Source organism: Parabacteroides goldsteinii DSM 19448 = WAL 12034 (genome assembly GCF_000969835.1).
GTDB classification, from domain to species: domain Bacteria; phylum Bacteroidota; class Bacteroidia; order Bacteroidales; family Tannerellaceae; genus Parabacteroides; species Parabacteroides goldsteinii.
Genome location: NZ_KQ033912.1, coordinates 1,183,234 through 1,204,184 on the forward strand (window position 1 = coordinate 1,183,234; position 20,951 = coordinate 1,204,184).

13 protein-coding genes and 3 pseudogenes are annotated in these 20,951 nt (G+C 41.1%); 2 read left to right on the forward strand and 14 right to left on the reverse strand.

Annotated features, from left to right (window positions below; genetic code table 11):
* Positions 1 to 8: 8 nt before the first annotated feature.
* On the reverse strand, positions 9 to 1,865 hold the full coding sequence (locus tag HMPREF1535_RS04615) for a BACON domain-containing protein (protein WP_082207495.1): 1,857 nt from the start codon (positions 1,863 to 1,865) through the stop codon (positions 9 to 11).
* 5 nt (positions 1,866 to 1,870) lie between these two features.
* On the reverse strand, positions 1,871 to 4,843 hold the full coding sequence (locus HMPREF1535_RS04620) for a hypothetical protein (RefSeq protein WP_046145425.1): 2,973 nt from the start codon (positions 4,841 to 4,843) through the stop codon (positions 1,871 to 1,873).
* Between the two features lie 519 nt (positions 4,844 to 5,362).
* Here HMPREF1535_RS04620 and argS point away from each other — a divergent pair.
* The gene (argS, locus tag HMPREF1535_RS04625; RefSeq protein WP_046145426.1) at positions 5,363 to 7,156 is read left to right on the forward strand and encodes an arginine--tRNA ligase; all 1,794 of its coding nucleotides are present in this window, start codon (positions 5,363 to 5,365) and stop codon (positions 7,154 to 7,156) included.
* Between the two features lie 82 nt (positions 7,157 to 7,238).
* Here the strand turns inward: argS and topA are convergent, their stop codons facing one another.
* On the reverse strand, positions 7,239 to 9,587 hold the full coding sequence (gene topA / locus HMPREF1535_RS04630) for a type I DNA topoisomerase (protein ID WP_010801879.1): 2,349 nt from the start codon (positions 9,585 to 9,587) through the stop codon (positions 7,239 to 7,241).
* A gap of 157 nt (positions 9,588 to 9,744) precedes the next feature.
* On the opposite strand from topA, the gene HMPREF1535_RS04635 reads away from it, so the two are divergent.
* Positions 9,745 to 10,008 carry a tetratricopeptide repeat protein gene (locus HMPREF1535_RS04635; RefSeq protein WP_007655146.1) on the forward strand — a complete coding sequence of 88 codons (264 nt, stop codon included), beginning with the start codon at positions 9,745 to 9,747 and terminating at the stop codon, positions 10,006 to 10,008.
* An 81-nt stretch (positions 10,009 to 10,089) separates the two neighbouring features.
* On the opposite strand, the pseudogene HMPREF1535_RS04640 reads toward HMPREF1535_RS04635, so the two are convergent.
* The 11 genes and pseudogenes from HMPREF1535_RS04640 to HMPREF1535_RS04690 form a co-directional block, all read right to left on the reverse strand.
* Positions 10,090 to 10,812 (reverse strand): annotated as a pseudogene (locus tag HMPREF1535_RS04640) (alpha-L-fucosidase); the annotation flags it as partial.
* 487 nt (positions 10,813 to 11,299) lie between these two features.
* Entirely contained in the window at positions 11,300 to 12,418 is a 1,119-nt protein-coding gene (locus tag HMPREF1535_RS04645) for an IS110 family RNA-guided transposase (RefSeq protein WP_010800321.1), read from the reverse strand.
* Between the two features lie 108 nt (positions 12,419 to 12,526).
* A pseudogene (locus tag HMPREF1535_RS04650) lies at positions 12,527 to 12,856 on the reverse strand (alpha-L-fucosidase); the annotation flags it as partial.
* Positions 12,857 to 12,951: 95 nt separating this feature from the next.
* Positions 12,952 to 13,557: a porin family protein gene (locus tag HMPREF1535_RS04655; RefSeq protein WP_010801877.1), complete on the reverse strand. Its 606-nt coding sequence runs from the start codon at positions 13,555 to 13,557 to the stop codon at positions 12,952 to 12,954.
* A gap of 138 nt (positions 13,558 to 13,695) precedes the next feature.
* Complete coding sequence (locus HMPREF1535_RS04660) at positions 13,696 to 15,300, reverse strand: PQQ-binding-like beta-propeller repeat protein (RefSeq protein WP_046145427.1); 1,605 nt, start codon at positions 15,298 to 15,300, stop codon at positions 13,696 to 13,698.
* A gap of 179 nt (positions 15,301 to 15,479) precedes the next feature.
* On the reverse strand, positions 15,480 to 16,292 hold the full coding sequence (nagB, locus tag HMPREF1535_RS04665) for a glucosamine-6-phosphate deaminase (protein WP_046145428.1): 813 nt from the start codon (positions 16,290 to 16,292) through the stop codon (positions 15,480 to 15,482).
* Between the two features lie 145 nt (positions 16,293 to 16,437).
* A pseudogene (locus HMPREF1535_RS04670) lies at positions 16,438 to 17,633 on the reverse strand (FprA family A-type flavoprotein).
* A 10-nt stretch (positions 17,634 to 17,643) separates the two neighbouring features.
* The gene (lgt, locus tag HMPREF1535_RS04675; RefSeq protein WP_046145429.1) at positions 17,644 to 18,492 is read right to left on the reverse strand and encodes a prolipoprotein diacylglyceryl transferase; all 849 of its coding nucleotides are present in this window, start codon (positions 18,490 to 18,492) and stop codon (positions 17,644 to 17,646) included.
* 10 nt (positions 18,493 to 18,502) lie between these two features.
* Positions 18,503 to 19,399: a diaminopimelate dehydrogenase gene (locus tag HMPREF1535_RS04680; RefSeq protein ID WP_046145430.1), complete on the reverse strand. Its 897-nt coding sequence runs from the start codon at positions 19,397 to 19,399 to the stop codon at positions 18,503 to 18,505.
* Positions 19,400 to 19,585: 186 nt separating this feature from the next.
* A complete protein-coding gene (locus HMPREF1535_RS04685; protein WP_046145431.1) occupies positions 19,586 to 20,560 on the reverse strand; it encodes a T9SS type A sorting domain-containing protein in 975 nt (324 codons plus the stop codon).
* Between the two features lie 10 nt (positions 20,561 to 20,570).
* Positions 20,571 to 20,885: an HU family DNA-binding protein gene (locus tag HMPREF1535_RS04690; RefSeq protein ID WP_316246734.1), complete on the reverse strand. Its 315-nt coding sequence runs from the start codon at positions 20,883 to 20,885 to the stop codon at positions 20,571 to 20,573.
* Between the last annotated feature and the right edge of the window lie 66 nt (positions 20,886 to 20,951).

Consider the following 20,951-nt stretch of genomic DNA (forward strand, 5'->3'; position numbering starts at 1 on the left):
TATTACTTTTAATTTACGGAAATACTGTTTCCTAACTGAGTTATATCTATTTTAATACGCTGTGTCGCCATGCCGGATGATGAATTATTATCAATAGTTGTCAAATACACAATTCCGTTTCGCGTATCTGTGCCCGGATTAGGCAAAACTTCTATAAATATTGCTCCGTCATCTACTGTGATATTATCCGTATCATTTCGTTCTTCACCGGAAGAAGGACGCAACTTTATCCAGTTTTTAGGACTATATACCGCATTATCTTCCACATAGCCAGACAAGCAAGTATAGTTTACCTTTCTATACTGAGGGTCCCTGTTTGTCGTCGGCATATATTGTATCGTCTCCCCTCCGGCATTAATAGCCTTTCTCTGATTAATATGGATCTGCTTCTCCAGATTTCCTAGCTTAAGTGTGATGTAAGCATTTTGTCTAAGTGCTGTACCCTCCTGATTAAACTGAAATTCATCATAAAACTGTAAATAATTTTTTACTTCCACATTTACGGGAGTTACATTAGGGTCCGAAGAACCAGCACCTGCAATAGAAATCCCAAAAGGAGAAACCAATCTATATGCATAATCAGCCAAACTTCTTTCATCACTTATCTTATTCGAATTTGGAAAAATAGTCTTACAATCGGTTATTACCCTAAAAGCCTCATATTCGGCAGTTTCATTCGTATAAGCAAAAAAGACGGAGTTACTTACGCCCAAATAATAATCATTATTGGCTATTATCTCATATGTATTACTATCATCGACCAGTACGCTATAATCAAGTGCCGTATTCGATGGCTTGGAAACTTTAGCATCGGCAACCGTATCAAATCCCGGCCCATGAACTTTGTTTATAGTAAACGTATATAACTTATTACGCACCAGATTCATCAAAGTCAGATTATCATCCACGATCGCTATTTTATAAAAATAATTACGCCCTTCATAAGTACCCTGAATAATAAAATAAGTATTATTAGATACAGGCGATTCATATAAATAAATCGGCTTGTCCGCCGTACTTTGACCGCCGGAAACAGCAGAGGTTGCGATTAAAGGAGACGAATAGCTCGCATCATAACGTAATTCAGTTAAACCTGAGGTATTGTAAACAGCACCATCGGATTTATGTAACTGTCCTTGACGCGGAACATTCACAATCGCCGTAATGCCTGTGAAATCGAAATTAGATGCAGCATTGACTATGGCTATTTTAGACACAACCCGGCTCAATAACAAAGAACTGCCATCTGTATTCTCTATTCTTGTCGAATTATTTATCTCATCAACCTCTAACAGGTAACTCATAGGAATTGTCTCGCCTTCGCCACTATAAGGAACAACCGACTGTGCAGGAATAGCCAACGGCTCAGTTAATAAGTTGGAACATGCCTCTGACAAAGTCGTTACACCAACTTTCAGATTAGCTGTAAAACTCTCAATTTCAAATTCATATCCCGAATCGGCATCTCCATAATAAAATTCACTCTGCGGATTCGCCAATATTAATAAATGATACTTCGTACCAGAAGGTTGCCTAGTAAGCAAAACATATCTCTTCCCTATAAGTTCAAAAGCCTGGACAGCTTCTACAAAAGTCGCTGAAGCTTCGTCATTTCCTTTAAACACTAGTATCCAAGGAGTAATACCTACCGTGTTTTCATCATTCAAACCTTTGGTAACAGGAAGCTTATATGAATCTGCACGGGTAAAAATCTCAATTCTTACTTTATCATCTACTATTTCTTCTGGATCTTCCGATATCAAAACCTCATGTTCACAACTGGTCACAAATAGCAGAATAGCTAAAAGAAACAGATAGTTTATATGTATTATAATTTTCCTCATTTTATTACCTTCAAAAAACATAGTCGTCAACGATTTGGGGAAAGAGTTTCATCCCTGACACAACGGGCTGATTCTGCAAAAGTCGGTAGTTGGTAATAGAGCCCCGGATTAGGCCACTTCCCCAAACTAATACTCCACACACTCTGAGGTGTATTCGCAGAATAAGGACCGATAGACGATGACTGGTAATAACCTGTCGAACCTGAAAATTCAACCTGTCCGGAAACAGAAGCCCGTCTCCCCGCTGAAGGGAAGAAAACCGAAGCATTCTCATTATCTTTATTATAAACTAAAATACCACGATAAGCAACCTGTGCATTATCAACAGATACCCCAAAAGAATACTCACTTTTTTTTATAACCGGAAGGCGGTCAAAATAGCCGTCTGCATAAAAACCGAAAGCAAAAGTGATGTGCCTTTTCGCTTCTTCCGTATCATTCGGATCCTGCCAAAAATTAGGTTCTCGATCTATTTTAATACCATTTTTTTCCGATGAACCGTCCCATCCTCCTATATTTTCCAATCGCGCAGCATCACCGGCCAATGGATTTTTGAAAAGCGACTGCCTCCATTCAGAATAAGCAATATCCTCCCCGTGGTCTACTGCGATTGTATCCTTTTGTTTTTCAAACACATCAACATATGCAGTACCGACCTTCACCCCATTCACATACTTAACCATATTAGGATACAGACCATTCCAGGAAATCCGGTCAGTATATCCATCACTGGGGCGATGATACCCCTCCGGACAAATCTCAAAAATATCTTTATAACCATAGTCATATATCGGATCAGCTGTTCCTGTTGCAGTATTCCATACTGGTAAAAATAGTCTACTGTTGGTCGTTAAAAACTGTAACGTCTTGTTCCAGTAAGACGCAATCACCGGATTAACCGGATGATAAGCCTGGCGAAAATACGGTTCCAAATGCGTACTGTCAGGAAGCCCCCACTGAAAGAAGGCACCAGCCTGACTGGGATATTTAACAAAAACTCCATTTTTATGACCAACCTGATAATTAGCAGCCTCACCACCATTTTTAAATTCAGGAGCGGTCAAGTTAAACGGTGAAAACATTCTGGCCGCATTGCGCGGCTGGCCTTGCAACTGCCCCGAGGTTATCGCATCCTCAGTGCCTGGCCTTAAAATATAATCCGGATCTTCTCCCTGCCGAATAAAGACGGAATCTTTATACGTCCAATATCCACCTCCCCAGATACCTCCATACCGTTCCACCAAAACCAGGGCATATCTCGGCTTGTCTCCGCTATGCGTCGAATTAAGGCCGATACGGAAATAAATACGTCCTCTACCTTCTACCATACGCCCACTTTCTCCCTTATATTCATTTGGAGTAACCGGATATTTCTCCGGGTTTCCGGGACTGTATGTTCCTATGCCCGGATCGAAGCTGGGAGTTGTACTTAGTACAACAAAATCTCCGTCGATAACGGTTGCTTTCCATGTTGTAAGTCCGTCATATTCCGGCAAGTCATTATTCCTTTCCTGCTGTCCGGTAACAACCCTTTCTCCGGTTTCATTTTTCCGGTAAAAAGCTCCGACATACCTTGTTCCTTCTGTAAAAGCATGACGTCCGCCATACTGACTGGTTTTCACTTCTATCTCTTTTTGCAATTTTCCTCCGTATTCATCTTCAGCCGACAAAATGATCCGGTATATATTTTGCCCGGCGGCATTCTGCTCATCAAGCAGGATATCCATATAACCGGAACCTGATTCGGAAACTTTATCATAAGTATAAGAAAACCGGGAAGTTGCATAAGTAACTGTCGTTCCATTATCCGTTACATCTATATCTTTCAACACCAAATCATTAAAAATACTTTCTGTTTCTGCCGTAACTGTACTCGCTCCTATAAAGACTTCAGGCAACACCTTCACTTCAGGCATATTCGACCAAAATGAAATCCGTGCCCCATTAAAATCGGTTATACTGACTTGTGTATGTGAAACATTCAGCTTTTTATTGCCGGATATAATCCAGTTTCCATCATATTCACTCCAATCCGAAGCTTTTACATTTACATGCAAAGCATCCCGGATAATACCCGTCAAATCAAGCTTACTATTCATCGGAAGACTATAATCTACCGGATTCGAATTTATCTCCAACTCACAGGAAGGATTATAATTAGTCCCCATATTAACAGTAAAAACGACAGCTTCCGATTTCTCTGATTTATCCACAGGCTCACTTGAAGGTAAAATAATCCGATTTATATTCTTTGCCCAGGTTATTCCCACAGCAGAAGGAGTTCCGTCTGAAAAATAACTTCCATTTTCACTTAATGTAAATTTACGTATGATACTCCTTCCGATACTTCCGCTATAATTAGCTGTCAAAGGGACTAAATCAGGTATATTGCTGAATACAACACCGGTAAAAACGGCTTCAAAATCATCTTCGGCTTCCAATACGACATCGACTCGTACTCCCAATCTGTTCAATGCCAGCTTCAAAAAAGATTGTTGCGTTCCATCACTCAATTCAATACCTCCTCCTTTTGGCAAAACAGTAACCTTCTTGATTTCCTGTATCATAGGAATGTCAAGATCAGAAGAAAAAGCACTTGCAGGATAAGCTATTTTATTTAAATCTCCATATTTTAAAACTCCGTTTAACTGATTAAGGACAGATGTACTAGTAGCCTCATTGGCGAGAAATACAAAATCATAAGTTCCCTGTTTTATTGAGTGCTTTATTATGTTATTGGTCCACTGCTCTTTCGTGTACAGAACATTTGACAGACAAATACCGGTTGCAGGATCAAATTCTATAATACGAAGGGTACTCACAATATGATCTTCGGCAGTCCCGTCATGTGTCACATTCAGAGGACCGATACCAGTAATTGACAAGAACTCCCCATTATTGTTTTCGCCGACAAAACTTTCATCCGCGCAAGCGAAAAAGGTAACCAGCAATAAACAATAAATTAATACTCTATATATTTTATATTCGCTTACAATCATTAATAACATTACTTTCTAAATCAGCATATACAAACTATCCCAAGTCATAACATTTCGTGCTTATCCGACTTTCGGTAGTATCCCAAAATCTTGCTACCAAATCAGCAAAACTCAAGCATCCATTATTATCTCAAAGAAAAAGAATCCTAATAGCACTCTTCCCTTCAATTACAAAGATCGTTGTTATCAAACAAATTACTATTCTATTGTTGTTTCTGATATTATGCGTTAACACTCCCCTTTACGACTCATTTCAAGAGTAAATCCAAATACGATTCCACTTTTTTGAAAATAATGATGATTATTTTCACTTCATTTTCAAAAAATGAAAAAATAAGCATACATACTGCACGATTTGTAAATATTACCAACAAATATGTAAACTCGGTTCCCTCTCTTTTGGAGGATATAGCAAAGGATAGACAAACTGCTAATTCAAAATATCCATACGCAGGTTTTTAGAAAATAATCATGTACCTTTGCAGGCAAAATAAAATCCGAATATATAGAAGTAAGAATATGGTTATTGAACAGCAGATTACCGGTGCGATCATTGCCGGCATAAAAGAACTGTACGGAGCAGAAGTTCCTGCCGCCCAGATACAGTTACAGAAGACAAAAAAAGAGTTTAAAGGACATCTTACCCTGGTTGTATTCCCATTCCTCCGTGCGTCGAAGAAATCACCGGAACAAACAGCACAGGAAATCGGCGAATATTTGCAGAAAAACGAACCGGCCGTATCTGAGTTCAATGTAATCAAAGGATTTCTGAACCTGACTGTTGCCGGCCCGTGCTGGATCGACTTGCTGAACACGATCAATGAGCAACCTTCATACGGAATAGTTCCCGTTACGGAACAATCTCCGCTGGTGATGATCGAATATTCTTCACCTAATACAAACAAACCGTTACACCTGGGTCACGTACGTAACAACCTGTTGGGCTATAGCTTGTCTGAGATCTTGAAAGCCAATGGTAACAAAGTGGTTAAGACCAATATCGTAAACGACCGCGGTATCCATATCTGTAAGTCTATGCTTGCCTGGCAGAAATGGGGCGAGGGCGTTACTCCCGAATCATCCGGAAAGAAAGGTGACCACCTGATCGGTGATTTTTATGTATTGTTTGACAAACATTACAAACAGGAGTTAAAAGAACTGGAAGAAAAAGGCCTTACCAAAGAAGAAGCAGAAGCGCAGTCGACCTTGATGGCCGAAGCCCGCGAAATGCTCCGCAAATGGGAAGCCGGCGACGCAGAAGTCCGTGCCTTGTGGGAAAAGATGAACAGTTGGGTATATGCAGGTTTTGATGAAACCTATAAGATGATGGGCGTAGACTTCGACAAGATCTATTACGAATCACAAACTTATCTGGAAGGGAAAGGAAAAGTGATGGAAGGTCTTGAAAAAGGTATCTTTTACCGCCGCGAAGACGGTTCCGTATGGGCTGATCTGACCAAGGACGGACTGGATGAGAAACTGCTGCTCCGTGCCGATGGAACTTCCGTATATATGACACAGGATATCGGTACCGCGAAGTTGCGCTTCGACGATTATCCCATCAATAAAATGATCTATGTAGTCGGAAACGAACAGAACTATCATTTCCAGGTTCTTTCCATCTTACTGGATAAACTGGGCTTTGAATTCGGAAAAGGTCTGGTACACTTCTCTTACGGAATGGTAGAACTTCCGGAAGGTAAGATGAAGAGCCGTGAAGGTACGGTTGTCGATGCAGACGACCTGATGGAAGAAATGATCGGTACTGCTCATGAAATTTCGCAGGAACTGGGTAAACTGGATGAAATGACTCCGGAAGAAGCTGCCAATATTTCCCGCATTGTCGGATTAGGTTCTCTGAAATACTTCATCTTAAAAGTCGATCCGCGCAAAAATATGACCTTCAACCCGAAAGAGTCTATTGATTTTAACGGAAATACAGGACCATTCATACAATATACATATGCACGTATCCGTTCTGTTTTACGAAAAGCTGCTGAACAAGGCATCGTATTACCGAAACAATTGCCGGCCAATACTCCCATCTCTGAAAAAGAAGAAGGGTTAGTCCAGATGATTGCCGATTACGCTGTAACAGTTAAAGAAGCAGGGAAAGAATACAGCCCGGCTTATATTGCCAATTACATTTACGACCTGGTAAAAGAATACAACCAGTTCTACCACGACTTCTCTATCCTCCGTGAAGAGAATCCGGAAATCAAACAATTCCGTCTGGTATTATCTGAAAATGTCGCCAAAGTCGTAAAATCAGGCATGTCGTTACTGGGCATCGAGGTTCCGGAAAGAATGTAACAACCAAGTATAATACGAAAAACCTCCTGCTGAATGATCACCAGGAGGTTTTTTATTTTGTTATCCCAAAGGATATTTACTTTTACGCTTTTTTCTTGGTTGTCCGCTTCTTCGGTGTAGCAGGCTTCTCCGCTGCTTCGGTTATGATCTTCATACATTCTTCATAAGTCAGTTTTTCCGGCTGGGTAACCGTCTTCGGTATCCGGTAATTGGCTTTCTTATACGTAATGTAAGGGCCATAACGTCCATTCAGGATCTCCAATTCTGGATCCTCGTCAAACTTCTTCAAATAACGCTGTTCATCTTTTTTCCGTTTTTCATCAATCAGTTCGATCGCTTCTTCCGCAGTGATGGAAAGCGGATTCAGATCTTTCGGGATAGAGATAAACTTGCCGTCATGACGGATGAACGGTCCGAACCGGCCTACGGCTGCAACCATATCTTTTCCTTCATATTCACCGATGGTACGGGGAAGATCGAATAACTTCAGTGCCTCTTCCAGTGTAATCGTTTCAATAGACTGTCCCTTCATCAATGTAGCGAACTGAGGTTTCGGTGCTTCCTTATCATCCGGATGGGCCTGTCCGATCTGCACGACCGGACCATAACGACCGATCTTTACAAATACAGGATTTCCAGTCTTCGGGTCCACACCTAACTGGCGTTCTCCCACTTTATGTTCAGTCTTTATGGCAGCCGTTTCTTCTACGATCGGATGAAATAGCTTATAAAACTTATCAATCGCTTCCGTCCAGACCATTTCTCCTTCAGCAACAGCATCGAATTCTTTTTCCACACTGGCTGTAAAATTATAATCCAACACATCCGGGAAATAAGCCATCAAAAAGTCGTTCACGACAGTACCGATATCGGTCGGCATCAACTTATTACGGTCGGCACCTACGATCTCTTTCTTGTCAGCTTCCTTTATCTTATCTTTAGCAAGTGTGATCACGCTATAAATACGTTCTACCCCTTCCTTATCTCCTTTAATCACATACTCACGATTCTGTATCGTCTGAATAGTCGGAGCATAGGTAGAAGGACGTCCGATACCTAATTCTTCCAGGCGGCGAACCAGGCTGGCTTCCGTATAACGCGGAGGACGTTGCGTAAAACGTTCCGTAGCCACAATATCGTTCAGTGTCAACACTTCATGCAGCTCAACCGGCGGCAATAAACCGTTTTCCTGTTCCTTTTCGTTTTCGTCATCGTAACTTTCACGATATACCTGAAGGAAACCGTCGAAAGTGATTACTTCACCGACAGCCACGAATTTTTCTTTCTTATTATTGATGCAAACAGAGATTGTCGTACGTTCCAGTTCAGCATCAGCCATCTGTGACGCGATCGTCCGTTTACGGATCAATTCATATAATTTCTTTTCCTGCGCCGATCCGCTGATTTCCGTATTACTTATATAAGTAGGACGGATCGCTTCGTGCGCTTCCTGTGCACCTTTACTCTTTGTATGATACTGGCGGAATTTATAATATTTCTCCCCATAAATATCCAGAATAGCTTCCTTAGCCGTACCCAATGCCAGGTCACTCAGGTTGACCGAGTCGGTACGCATATAAGTGATCAATCCCGATTCATACAAACGCTGTGCAATCATCATGGTTTGAGAAACGGAATAACCCAGTTTGCGGGCGGCTTCCTGTTGCAAAGTAGACGTAGTAAAAGGAGGTGCAGGTGATTTCTTTACCGGTTTCTTAGTGATCTCGTCAATAGAGAAAGAGGCAGCTTTGCAGGATTCCAAAAACTCCATCACCTCTTTTTTATCCTTCAGGCGCTTACTCAACTCCGCTTTCAGGATCGTTGTTCCGTCAGGAAGTATGAAATTGGCAATGACACGGTAAGCGGCTTCCGACACAAATTCGTTGATCTCGCGTTCACGTTCCACGATCAGGCGGACAGCTACCGACTGCACACGTCCGGCAGACAAAGCCGGTTTTACCTTTCTCCATAAGATAGGAGACAGTTCAAAACCCACGATACGGTCTAATACACGACGTGCCTGCTGGGCATTTACCAGGTCGATATTAATATCGCGCGGCGTTTCAATCGCATGCAAAATAGCATTCTTGGTAATTTCATGGAAAACAATACGTTTTGTATTTTCCGGTTTTAATCCCAAAACTTCGTACAGATGCCAGGATATAGCTTCTCCCTCGCGGTCCTCATCGGATGCGAGCCATACCTGTTCGGCAGACTTCGCCTCGGATTTCAATTCGGAAACCAGCTTCTTCTTATCTGCCGGGATCACGTACTGCGGAGCATAATCGTGTTCTACGTCTATACTAAATTCTTTTGTCTTCAAATCGCGGATGTGCCCGTAACTCGACATAACCTTGAAATCTTTTCCGAGGAATTTCTCAATGGTTTTTGCCTTGGCGGGTGACTCCACTATTACCAGATTCTTTTGCATAATCACTTTTCACTTTTTAGAAATCGAGTGCAAACATACACAAATAATTAACGTAACCGTACATCAGTAACAAAAAAACAGTTTTTTAAACCGTGATTATTATGTATGTAACCTCTTCAGAATTATCTTTGTCCGTAAAATATCACATTATTTTAATATGGAAACTATCAGACAACTTATCAACGATAATAAAACAGACGAAGCACTCCATTTGTTGGACGAGTACATCAAAAAAAATGATTCAGACGATGAAGCGTATTATCTGCGCGGAAACGTATACCGCAAGATGGGCGATATTCGCCAGGCACTCAACAACTACCTCATGGCTATCGAATTAAACCCCGACAGCCCGGCACAAACCGCCTATAATGCCCAGATCAAAATATTAGATTTTTATAACAAAGATATGTATAATCACTAAGAGACAATTTATAAGTGCAAAGTAATGCATATCACAACTGTGTTTCTTTTGTTTCACAGAAACCGGTCGGTGCTATTATTTCTACATCTGAATCTTTTTCCGTAGTTCCTTTAACAATGTAACATCGGCATCCCGTATCTTTCCTTCCCGGTTGGGCGGGCAGTTCAGGATCAGGATATTGTCGTTCTTTGTGCACTGGTGGTACAGACCGGCTAACTCTTCTACCGTCTTATACTTTTTATCAGTAGTATTGTAGAACCAACGTTCGCTTATACAGATAGTAGATTCCCATGGCATATAATATAATTTGCCGTCATGCGAGAATAACTTCGGATCATTATCGGCGGGCAGGTACGGATCACCCAAACGGAAGTCACTCGGGAAATAGCGGATCGGATAACCTTCTTTCTGATTTTCCGGTAATACGGGATGAGCATCCGGATTTTCGGGCAGGCCGATTGTCCAGTTTATACCGATCTGGCATTCCGGTTCCCTTGATTTGATTGTCTGATATATCTCTCTTGCAGGCCAGCGCTCATGTTCTTTCTCCCATCCCCCATCAAACCAGAACTCGACGATATGAGTATATGGCTGTACGATATCGATCAGCTCATTCAGTTGTTTAATCATATATTCGTTGTAGGCTGCATCCAGAGTTTTATCCTTTACATCTGCATTCACCTTACGGTCCCACAATGAATAATACAAGCCCAGGCCTATATCATATTTTTTGCAAGCCTTGGCTACCTCTTCTATCACGTTCGTTTTATTCCCCGAATTAGCCACATCATATTCGGTATATTTCCTCTATAAATAAACAAACGTGAGTTCGAAATAAGTACCATAACCTTCCTCAGAATAACAGTCAAGCCATGTTTAATAACATGTATGTGTAAAAATATAACAAAAAGTTTGTATTAAAGAAAAATAAACCTGTCCTTTGACGAAAAGATTTTAACTATGAAAAACACAAAGAGATAACATTGCCACAGTCTTGACTATGAAATGTATGATCTTTGGGAGGGAGTCTGTATAAGGGTCCCTTTTTTCTTATTATTTTCTGTGTAATAAAAGTTACACTAACCTTATTTCGAACTCCCGTTAAAATAAGATCACTTTGTAGCTGTCCCTACATTTTGTCTATGTAGAGAGTGATAAATAATTTCCTCTTCGAGCTTGTTTGTCTCAGACGCAATTCCTTGCCAGAGCGTGCCTGTATACCAGTTTGCAAAAACGGGGTTTACTCCACCACAAATATAAGGGTCTTGGAACGCTCATTAAGAAGCAACCATTAATTCACAAATGGCATATAAGGTTGCTTTTTAGCTAATAAATTCCAAATAACAACGAGTAGCTTTCGAGCATTTGCCATTAAAGCCTTGTTGTGATTCATTCTCTTTTTCAAGGTATGATATCTGCTATAAAATTTAGATGTTTGAGTCCTGCAGGCTCCCCATGCACATTGTGTAAGCATAACACGTAAATACTTGTTTCCATGTAAAGTCTTTCTTCCTTTGATCTTTCCTGCACTTTGATCATTTCGCGGTCTTAATCCAGCCCAGCCAACTAAAGCTGATGCTGTTAGAAAGGCTTTCATGTCAACACCGATTTCTGCTATGATTCTCATAGCGCTTTCCTCTTTTATCCCAGGAGCTGTTTGAAGGATTTCCAGTTCCTCGGCATAATGTCCCTCGCAAATTATTCGCATTTTCTCTTTACACTCAAGAAGCTGACGATCATAAAGTTCCACTTCTTCCAAACTCATTTTAAGCATGTCTCTGTCTGATGAAGATACAATACCAGTCAAAGACGACTTAATAACCTCATGACAATGTTTATTACGAATACGCTTGTGAACCAACAGAGCTAATACTTCAGAATCAGTTTCACCACAGATTAATGCATTGACCACCTTACGCATGGATTTACAACCAATATCAGAAACATAATTACTCAAACGAATATTGCAACGTTGCAACGTTAGATCGATAGCAGATTCAGCTTGCTGTTTGCGACGAGTCAAATGGAAGATACGACGACTGTACTGACGTAATTCCTGTATTTTTGAATCAGGAATATAACTTCCCTTTATTAGCTCTTTCTGAAGAACAGTCGCAATCCATTGGGCATCTTTAATATCAGTTTTACGACCAGGGAGTTGACGGATGAAATAAGGGTTAACCAATTTAACATCAAAATCGCATTCCAAAATGCGCCAAATAGGAACCCAATAAATACTGGTGCTTTCCATTGCAACTTTACCAACACCATGAGAGACTAAAGTGTCACGAAGGCGATCCAGTTCCGGTGTTAAAGTTCCAAACACATCTTCAATTTTCTCACCGTTTGCTGTGAGAATACACATAAAGACACTATCTTTATGCACATCAAGACCACAAACTCTGTCCATAAGATATAGTTTTTTTGTATTACAACTTTAAAATAACGAAAGTCGGTGGAATAACAGCAGGGAGTGGTCTTTATTTTTATTAGACGCGCTTATAAATCTCAATTTTTATGTAAGTTTGCTATCCCAAAGACAGAAGCCTTCATGATGTTTGGCTACCAATATGACATATTTCATGCCGGCATCTTTAGCTGTTTTGATCCATTGATCGGCATCGATAGCTGTAGGGCGATAAGAAGAAGCCGGCTTTGAGCCATCCGTCCATTCCTGATCATGGAATGTATTAATACCAAAATGAATAAACATCCCATACTTCCGGGCAATCTGTTTCTGTTGTGCCGGACTGGGCTGGTTAGACGGGACAGGCAAAATCTGATCCTGCCCATAGCCTAAGTGTAAGGACAAGGCTAAAAATAAAATCGTTACAAAAGAATATTTCATGGCAATAGTATTTATTACCACAAAAATAATAGATCTTTTACATATAATAATAGCCGGATTTCGACCTAAAGTTTGCAAAATCCGGCATAAATTAGTTAGAAGCGCCAGCCAACATTGAACTGGAGGACACCGTTACGGCTCTTTTCACCTTCCATGCCACTACCTCCGGGTAATGCGGCGAACTTATCTGCATTGATTGTATTCGCCAACCCAATATTATAACTTAATGAAAACAGTAAGCCCATAGAAGATTGATAGCCCGCTCCTATTATGATTGCAAAATCAACGGATTTAAATAAATCACTTCCTTCACTGGTAGAAACAGAAGTACCCGATTTAGAATACTTTAATTTTGACGATACCTTGAAACCTAATTGTGGCCCGGCAAATAAATTAAAACCTTCATAGACATAACCTTTAAATAAAACAGGAATATTCAAATAATCATTCTTTATCTTTAAACCAGAAGATTCACCTTTCCCTTTTGCACCCTGCATCGAATAAAATATACCCGGTTCAATAGCAAAATTATTAGTCATCATCACTTCGCCGGCTACCCCGATATTCAAACCGGGTTTCATACTACCATCAGAGTTTGTCATATTGGCAAAATTCAAACCGATCTTCGGGATAAAATGAAATTCTTGTGCACTCACCTGAAATGCCACGAAAAGAAGTAATAAACATGCAATCTTTTTCATACTACAAATTGTTTTAGATATTAAACACAAATTCTATCTCAATAAACATAAACGATTCTACTCCTGCAATGTCTGTTTTCACTCATAAACACGGACCAAAGATAAATACTAAAATTAAATTACAAACATTTTCACTTATTATATTACCGGATCTTCAATAATCCGCTCGGGGAATAACTCTTTCAAGCTTATTTCCAAAAGTTTAGTTCTTTCTTCATTCAACGTAAACACTCTATCCTTTATCACAAACAAATCGAACGGAATATATAATTCCGCTATTTTCTTTCTATTGAAATCAATCAGATATTGAGCTCTTCCCCGGCTGATAATAGAATAACCATCCCAGTTCAGATCCGAAAAAAACAAACTTTCAGGCTGATAAGTGCGAATAACCTCCATCTGCTCATCGATCTCTAAAATCTCATACCGATCATTATAAACGAAGCATGATGCAGAATCGGACGGTGTGATCCGGTTAAAAGAAATACTATCTGCATTTTCCATATAAAATGAATTATACACAAACCCCTGTAATTTTCCGTTGTTTTTCTCATCCCAAGACGAAACTTCTATTTCCGAACTATCTGATAACTGGCAAAAGGAGATTCCATCATCAAACAATAAATATAATGTATTCCGCTCCCCTTTCAGACAAGCGTCTTCAATCCTGTCTTTTTTCTTTGTCAGTTGATTCAGATATATATTTTTCCCGGTATTTTTATCGAAGCAGGCAATGAAAGGCCTTCCGATATTGACTTCCATCATCTTTTTTTCATATACAGAAGGTAAATCCCGCAAGTTAGTACGATAGCCTGATCCATAATTGATCATGTACAACCTCTCACCATAATCAAACAGTTGCGAGTGGGATGTCAGATCTTCCGGAAGGGGATATCCCCATTTCATTTTCAGCTGGTTATCCAGACATAGTAATTGTGTGCGATTGGCAAAATAAAACAAGGTATCATCTCTCAACACATTCGAAGTCAGTTCCACGACCGCATTAACTCCAGCACCAATCGGGACTGCACTAAAGCCGGTTAAAACGCCGGTCAGTACACCCAAAGCACCCAATGCCACCGCTCCCGTATAATTCGTTGTTCCGGTTATCATCGGATAACTCTCTCCCGATCCATTATTAATATTAACCAGGTGCATCCCGTCAGAAACGATCAGCCTTGTCGAATCATCAACCAGTCCGTGATAATTCCAGCCATATGTATGGGGAACTTCCCGAGTCCACAAAAGTTCTCCGGAATTCATCTCATAACATTCCAGTTTTTTCGAAGCCCCGTTTTTGTAAGCCCACAATTTATTGTCCTCACGATCCAATATATAAGGTAGGATTTTTTTATTCCATTTCGATCCCCCTGTCTGCAAATCCAGCAAAGAACTTTTCACTCCTTTCGAATTGAATAAAACACCTTCGGGAAGCAATGCAAACTGATCTGTCATATAATTCATCTTTCTTTTCCACAACTCCTTTCCTGCTGGAAAATCAATAACAACCAGTTCACCTTTGTTCTTATAAGATTGTTCGTTTTTGGTCAGATACCCTATTTTCACCATAAAAAAAGTACCGGTTGTATCCATCTTATAATCCCGTATCCTTCCGTCAAATTCAAAACTACGGGCCTTCAGCTCCTTTCCTTCCGTTGTTAATCCCACCACAACCTGATTCTGAGCAGAAATTGGCAGAGCAAGAATCAACAAACAAACGAATAAATACAACATCCTTTTCATGATACACTCCTAAGTTTAATTAATAAATACCAGTCGGTTCTCCGAACAAAACAATTATATAAACGCATTTATTCCAAAACTATTGCTAATCAAAGGAGAATTAACACATACAAAAACAAAAAAACCGGAAAGAATTCCCTTCCGGTTTTTGTTTTTCTTAGCAAAATAAAACTCAACAATTACTTCAGCAAGCTGCAAGGACAAAGATTATCTTTTTCGATATCTTTAAAGTAGTTGTATGTACCTACTTTTATTTCAGCACAAGCAGCTTCGTCAGCTACGATGATACCTTTCGGATGCATCTGCAAAGCAGTAATTGTCCACATCTGGTTGATCGAGCCTTCAACAGCCTGTTGCAAAGCGCGAGCCTTGTTGTGACCGTTTACCATGATCAGCACTTCTTTCGCATCCAATACCGTACCGACACCAACTGTTACAGAAGTCTTCGGAACCTTGTTTACATCGTTGTCGAAGAAACGTGAGTTAGCGATGATCGTATCTGTAGTCAGTGACTTAACACGTGTACGTGAAGCCAATGAAGAGCCCGGTTCGTTGAACGCGATATGGCCGTCAGGACCGATACCACCCAGGAACAGGTCTACACCGCCTACAGCTTTCATTTTGGCTTCATAGGCAGCACATTCAACTTCCAGATCAGGAGCGTTACCGTTCAGGATATTTACATTCTCCGGCTTGATGTCTACATGGCTGAAGAAGTTATTCCACATGAATGAATGATAGCTTTCAGGATGATCTTTCGGCAATCCTACATATTCATCCATATTGAAAGTGATGATATTCTGGAAGGAGATGACACCTTGCTTGTTCAGTTCAATCAGGTTCTTGTACATACCCAGCGGAGATGATCCGGTAGGAAGGCCCAGAACAAATGGCTTTTCAGCTGTTGGATTCGCTTTCTTAATCTTCGCAGCTACATAGTTGGCAGCCCACTTCGAGAGTTGCTCGTAATCTGGTTCAATAATTAGTCTCATAACAAGTGTTTTTAATTGAAAATTGAAAATTGAAAATTGAAAATTACAGGAACTTCCAATATCAACAGACAATCTTCTGTGTTTATTAATTAGATCTTTCGTTAATAATATTCTCTACATGACGAAAACCGGTCCTTTCAAATTTTCAGTTCTCAATTTTCAATTTGTTAGCCATAGCTTCTCCCAAAGCCCAGCATTCTTCATACTTATCGGCTTTCAGACCTTGTTTTTGCTCCACAGGAGTACCAACAGTTTCCCATTTCATCTTTTCTCCGAAAGCGGTTAGGCGTTTTACAGCCGCACCAGCCCAGGTGAACGAACCAAAATAGCCATACAGGCGGTTTTTCACTTCGCGCATCTCGATCTTGCTCAGGATGGCTTCCACTTCCGGAAACAGACTGTTTGAATAGGTCGGACTGCCGATAATGACGCCTTTGTATTTGAATACATCTTTCAGAACATACGAAGCCGGACTCTTGCTGACATTATGCAACACAATGTTCTTTACACCGTTTGCCGACAAAGAGGAAGCGATCGCTTCCGCCATCTGCTCCGTATTTCCATACATGCTGCCATAAATAACGACAACACCATCCTCCCCTTCATAACGGCTCAGACGGTCATATATTTCAATTGCCTTATGAGCATATTTGCGCCATACCGGACCATGTGTCGAACAGATCGTGTTGATCTCCAGGGCCGACAGTTTCTGCAATGCACGCTGTACCGGATTACCGTATTTGCCGACGATATTGGAATAATAACGGATCATTTCTTCCCAGAAATGATCTACATTCATTTCCTCATCGATCACACCGCCATCCAACGTTCGTAGGTTCCGAAAGCATCGGCAGAGAACAACAACTTATCGGTAGAATCGTAAGTCACCATTACCTCCGGCCAGTGCACCATCGGAGCCATATAGAAAGAAAGCTGGTGGCGACCGATATTCAGCGTATCGCCTTCTTTCACTTCGTAAAGTCCGGTCGTTATATTGTGATAGCCGTCCAGCATACCGAATGTCTGCTTGTTACCGATGATCTGCACATCAGGATATTGCTGGCGCAACAGGCGGATACTGCCGGCATGGTCGGGTTCCATATGGTTCACGACCAGATAATCGAGCGTCCGTCCATCCAATGCATCCGCTATTTTTTTCAAAAAGATATCAGAATAGCAAACGTCTACTGTATCGATCAATACAGTCTTTTCGTCTACGATCAAATACGAATTATAAGAAACGCCGTACGGAAGCGGCCACATATTTTCGAAGAGGGCCTTCTGACGGTCGTTTACTCCTACATAATATACCTTATCTGCTATTTCTTTTAATTTGTACATTTTATACTTTTTACTTTTTTATTTTTAGCTCTTCATAGTTATTCGGCTTCCTTGTGAGCGCCCTCCAGACAAACCAGCAACCTGCCAGCACGAACGGAATACTGAGCCACTGGCCCATATTCAGGACCATGTTATCTTCAAACGCTTCCTGATTATTTTTCAGGAATTCGATAAAGATACGCGAGCCGAATATACAAATCATAAAGACCCCGAAAATAAGACCTTCCCGCTTCCACTCCTTTTTGATAAAGTAAAGCCACATGCATATACCGAATGTAACCAGGTAGCATAATGCCTCGTACAACTGTGTCGGATGGCTGGGAACGGTAAAGATCGGCTCTGCCCCCATTTTCCAGGCATGCAGGTTCTCGATGAAACGGAAACCCCACGGAAGATCGGTCGGATGACCGTATATCTCATGGTTCATCAGGTTTCCCAAACGGATCATAGCTGCCACCAGTCCGGTCGGAACAACCAGTTTATCGAATGTCCAAAGCATGCTTTTATGCGTGATACGCCTGGAATAAAAATAGATCGCGATGACGATACCCAGCGTACCGCCATGGCTCGCCAGTCCGCCTTCCCAGACCTTGAAAATCTCTATTGGATTAGCCAGGTAATATCCGGGATCATAAAAGAGGCAATGTCCCAGACGGGCGCCGACCACAGTACCCACCATGGTATAAATCAGCAGGGAATCGATCCATGCAGGAGGAAGTTTTTCATTTTTCCACATACGGCTTACAATGGAATAACCAATCCAGAAACCGATAGCAAAAGCAAGTCCGTACCAGCGAATTTCGCGTGAACCTATGGAAAAGATGGCGGGGTCAGCCGTCCAGGTAATAAAATCGAGCATAATTTATGTATTAAACAAGTCGTTTAATCAAGTCTTCTCTATCGCCGCAGATCATATCGATCACCGGCAATTCGATCATAGTGTAAGCACCCGGCTGCTGTTTGAAGCTTGCACGGGCAACGGCTACCAGGATCTGGGCAGTAAGAGCCGGGTTGTTGATCTTCATGTCGAATTCAACTAACTGGTTCTGAGTCTTACCTGATACACCTTTGCGGACCAGGTTCACACCGTGTCCCATATCCAGCAGGTTGTCGACACATTCCACCTGCATTACGTGTGTTTCATCGTGTGCGAAATAATCGTCAGCCTTGATTGCGGCAGCTACCTGCTTGAAATCGTAACCGTCTTTTACTTCGATATAAACCATACGGCGGTGAACGCCTGTTCCCATCGGAATTGTCATGGACAAAGCAGCCTTGACACCTTCGATCGCTTTCACGGCAACCGTATGTCCCATACTCATCCCCGGGCCGAAGTTTGTATAAGTGATACCTTTCGGCACCATTGCTTCCAGCAGGGCGCGAACAACAGAGTCGCTTCCCGGATCCCATCCGGCAGAAATAACGGCAACCGTATTATGTGCTTTGGCTACAGCATCCAGCGAACGGCGCAGGTCTACGATACCTCCGTGGATATCGAAGCTATCTACCGTATTGATACCTAATGAAAGAATTTCTTTTGCGTACGTTTCAACGCTGCGGGTAGGAGTTGCAAGAACGGCAACGTCTACTTTATCTAACTTGGTGATACTGTCTGTCACAGTATAAGCTTTCAGTTCGTCCGGTACGTCATTCGGATTACGACGTACAACACCTGCCACTTCAAAATCCGGAGCGGCTTCCAGGGCCTCTAACACATACTTTCCAATGTTGCCATAACCAACGATGGCGGCTCTAATTTTCTTCATACTTTAGTTTTTACTTTTCAACCAACTGCAAAGTTAATTATTTATGGCGAAAATCCATCCGTACACTATTAAGAAATCCTTATTACAAACAAATCAAGCTCGAATCTCATAGATGTATTTACATACAATCCACGAAACCCGAGCTACAACCTTTTTATAATGATATGAAAAAAACAGATTACATTTTTAACGAATCTGAAACTTTTGCGTTTCTACTCCTTGTTCCCCTTCAATTCTCAACAGATAAACCCCTGCGGAGAGAAAAGAGAAAGTAGTTGTTTTTTCCGGTCGGACAGAACTACAAACCAGCCTTCCATCCATTGTATAGACAGCTAGATTCCTATAACTCCCATCAAGATACAGTATTTTGTCGATAACGGAAAAACGATCGGATAACAGATTAATCTTTTCTGTCGATACCGGATCTTTATACACCAGTTCCACACTTTGTACCGACAAAGTATTATACTCCTTTATCTTCTTTCGGTCGCCACGATAATCAGCTGCAGAAAGAATAACATTCATCTTTTCAGGTGTTTCATCCGATAAATAATCAATCGGTATGGAAATACGCGTCCAATCGGATAAAGTACCCTTTATTTCATATTCAGCCCTCCCGATCAGCGTTACAGAACCATGTTCAGCCAATATATCCCGGTCATTATCTATCAACTCTTTGTTATCCGGACCATAGGACACACTTGTCCCTTTCCAAAGATAAAAGATAATCCAACCGGTTTCCTCCGCTACTACTTTACGTTTGAACACGCCCACGAGAGAATCCGGACGGTGCGTGAATTCAAGGCCTCCGGTCGTACCTCCGTCACTTTGAGATATATTCGATACATTCGCATAGACCCACGGAGTTCCCAAAGATATATAAGCCGGTGCATTCGAACCTATACCCAACAGACCTACAAAACGATTGGTCAATAACACGGAACCATCCGGATTACAAGTTACCAACTCTTTTTTTACTCCCAGCTGATTGACATTCGAGGCTTTCCATCCGGCAGGCTGTTTACCGACTCCGTTATAACCAGTTACCCACTCTGCCGAAAAATCTCCATTGGGAATGGATTGGGCACCAAGAGAACCGCAAAACACATAGTCATTGACAATCAAAAGGAAGCAAATAAATTTAAGTAGATTCTTTCTCATTATTTTAATTCTATTTATCCGCTTCATTCAAAGCTTCCAGTAAAAATTTTCCAGGCCTGAATTTTGCACTCACACGAGGCTCTATCCAACAAGGTACACCCGTTTTCGGATTGCGGGCAGCACGCCCGATTTGTTTCCAAGAACTAAATGTTCCAAATCCCTGTAACTCCAACGGTCTATTCTGTTGTAACTCTTCCGTCAAAATATCTTGAAATACTTTTACAAATTGTTTTGCCTCTACCTGGGTTATAGACATACGTTCGGATATTTCTTTAACAAACTCTCTCTTTACCATATTTTCCGTATATTTTATTATAGACTCTATTTTTCAAAAGAGATGTTCTACAAAAGATCGCTATCTCCACAGAACATCTCTTCCATTAATTAACCT

What these genes read in the sequence shown, in the direction of transcription:
- HMPREF1535_RS04615 (WP_082207495.1), bottom strand. Translation starts at nt 1,865, where the DNA reads ATGTTTTTTGAAGGTAATAAAATGAGGAAAATTATAATACATATAAAC.
- HMPREF1535_RS04620 (WP_046145425.1), bottom strand. Translation starts at nt 4,843, where the DNA reads ATGATTGTAAGCGAATATAAAATATATAGAGTATTAATTTATTGTTTA.
- argS (WP_046145426.1), top strand. Translation starts at nt 5,363, where the DNA reads ATGGTTATTGAACAGCAGATTACCGGTGCGATCATTGCCGGCATAAAA.
- topA (WP_010801879.1), bottom strand. Translation starts at nt 9,587, where the DNA reads ATGCAAAAGAATCTGGTAATAGTGGAGTCACCCGCCAAGGCAAAAACC.
- HMPREF1535_RS04635 (WP_007655146.1), top strand. Translation starts at nt 9,745, where the DNA reads ATGGAAACTATCAGACAACTTATCAACGATAATAAAACAGACGAAGCA.
- HMPREF1535_RS04645 (WP_010800321.1), bottom strand. Translation starts at nt 12,418, where the DNA reads ATGGACAGAGTTTGTGGTCTTGATGTGCATAAAGATAGTGTCTTTATG.
- HMPREF1535_RS04655 (WP_010801877.1), bottom strand. Translation starts at nt 13,557, where the DNA reads ATGAAAAAGATTGCATGTTTATTACTTCTTTTCGTGGCATTTCAGGTG.
- HMPREF1535_RS04660 (WP_046145427.1), bottom strand. Translation starts at nt 15,300, where the DNA reads ATGAAAAGGATGTTGTATTTATTCGTTTGTTTGTTGATTCTTGCTCTG.
- nagB (WP_046145428.1), bottom strand. Translation starts at nt 16,292, where the DNA reads ATGAGACTAATTATTGAACCAGATTACGAGCAACTCTCGAAGTGGGCT.
- lgt (WP_046145429.1), bottom strand. Translation starts at nt 18,492, where the DNA reads ATGCTCGATTTTATTACCTGGACGGCTGACCCCGCCATCTTTTCCATA.
- HMPREF1535_RS04680 (WP_046145430.1), bottom strand. Translation starts at nt 19,399, where the DNA reads ATGAAGAAAATTAGAGCCGCCATCGTTGGTTATGGCAACATTGGAAAG.
- HMPREF1535_RS04685 (WP_046145431.1), bottom strand. Translation starts at nt 20,560, where the DNA reads ATGAGAAAGAATCTACTTAAATTTATTTGCTTCCTTTTGATTGTCAAT.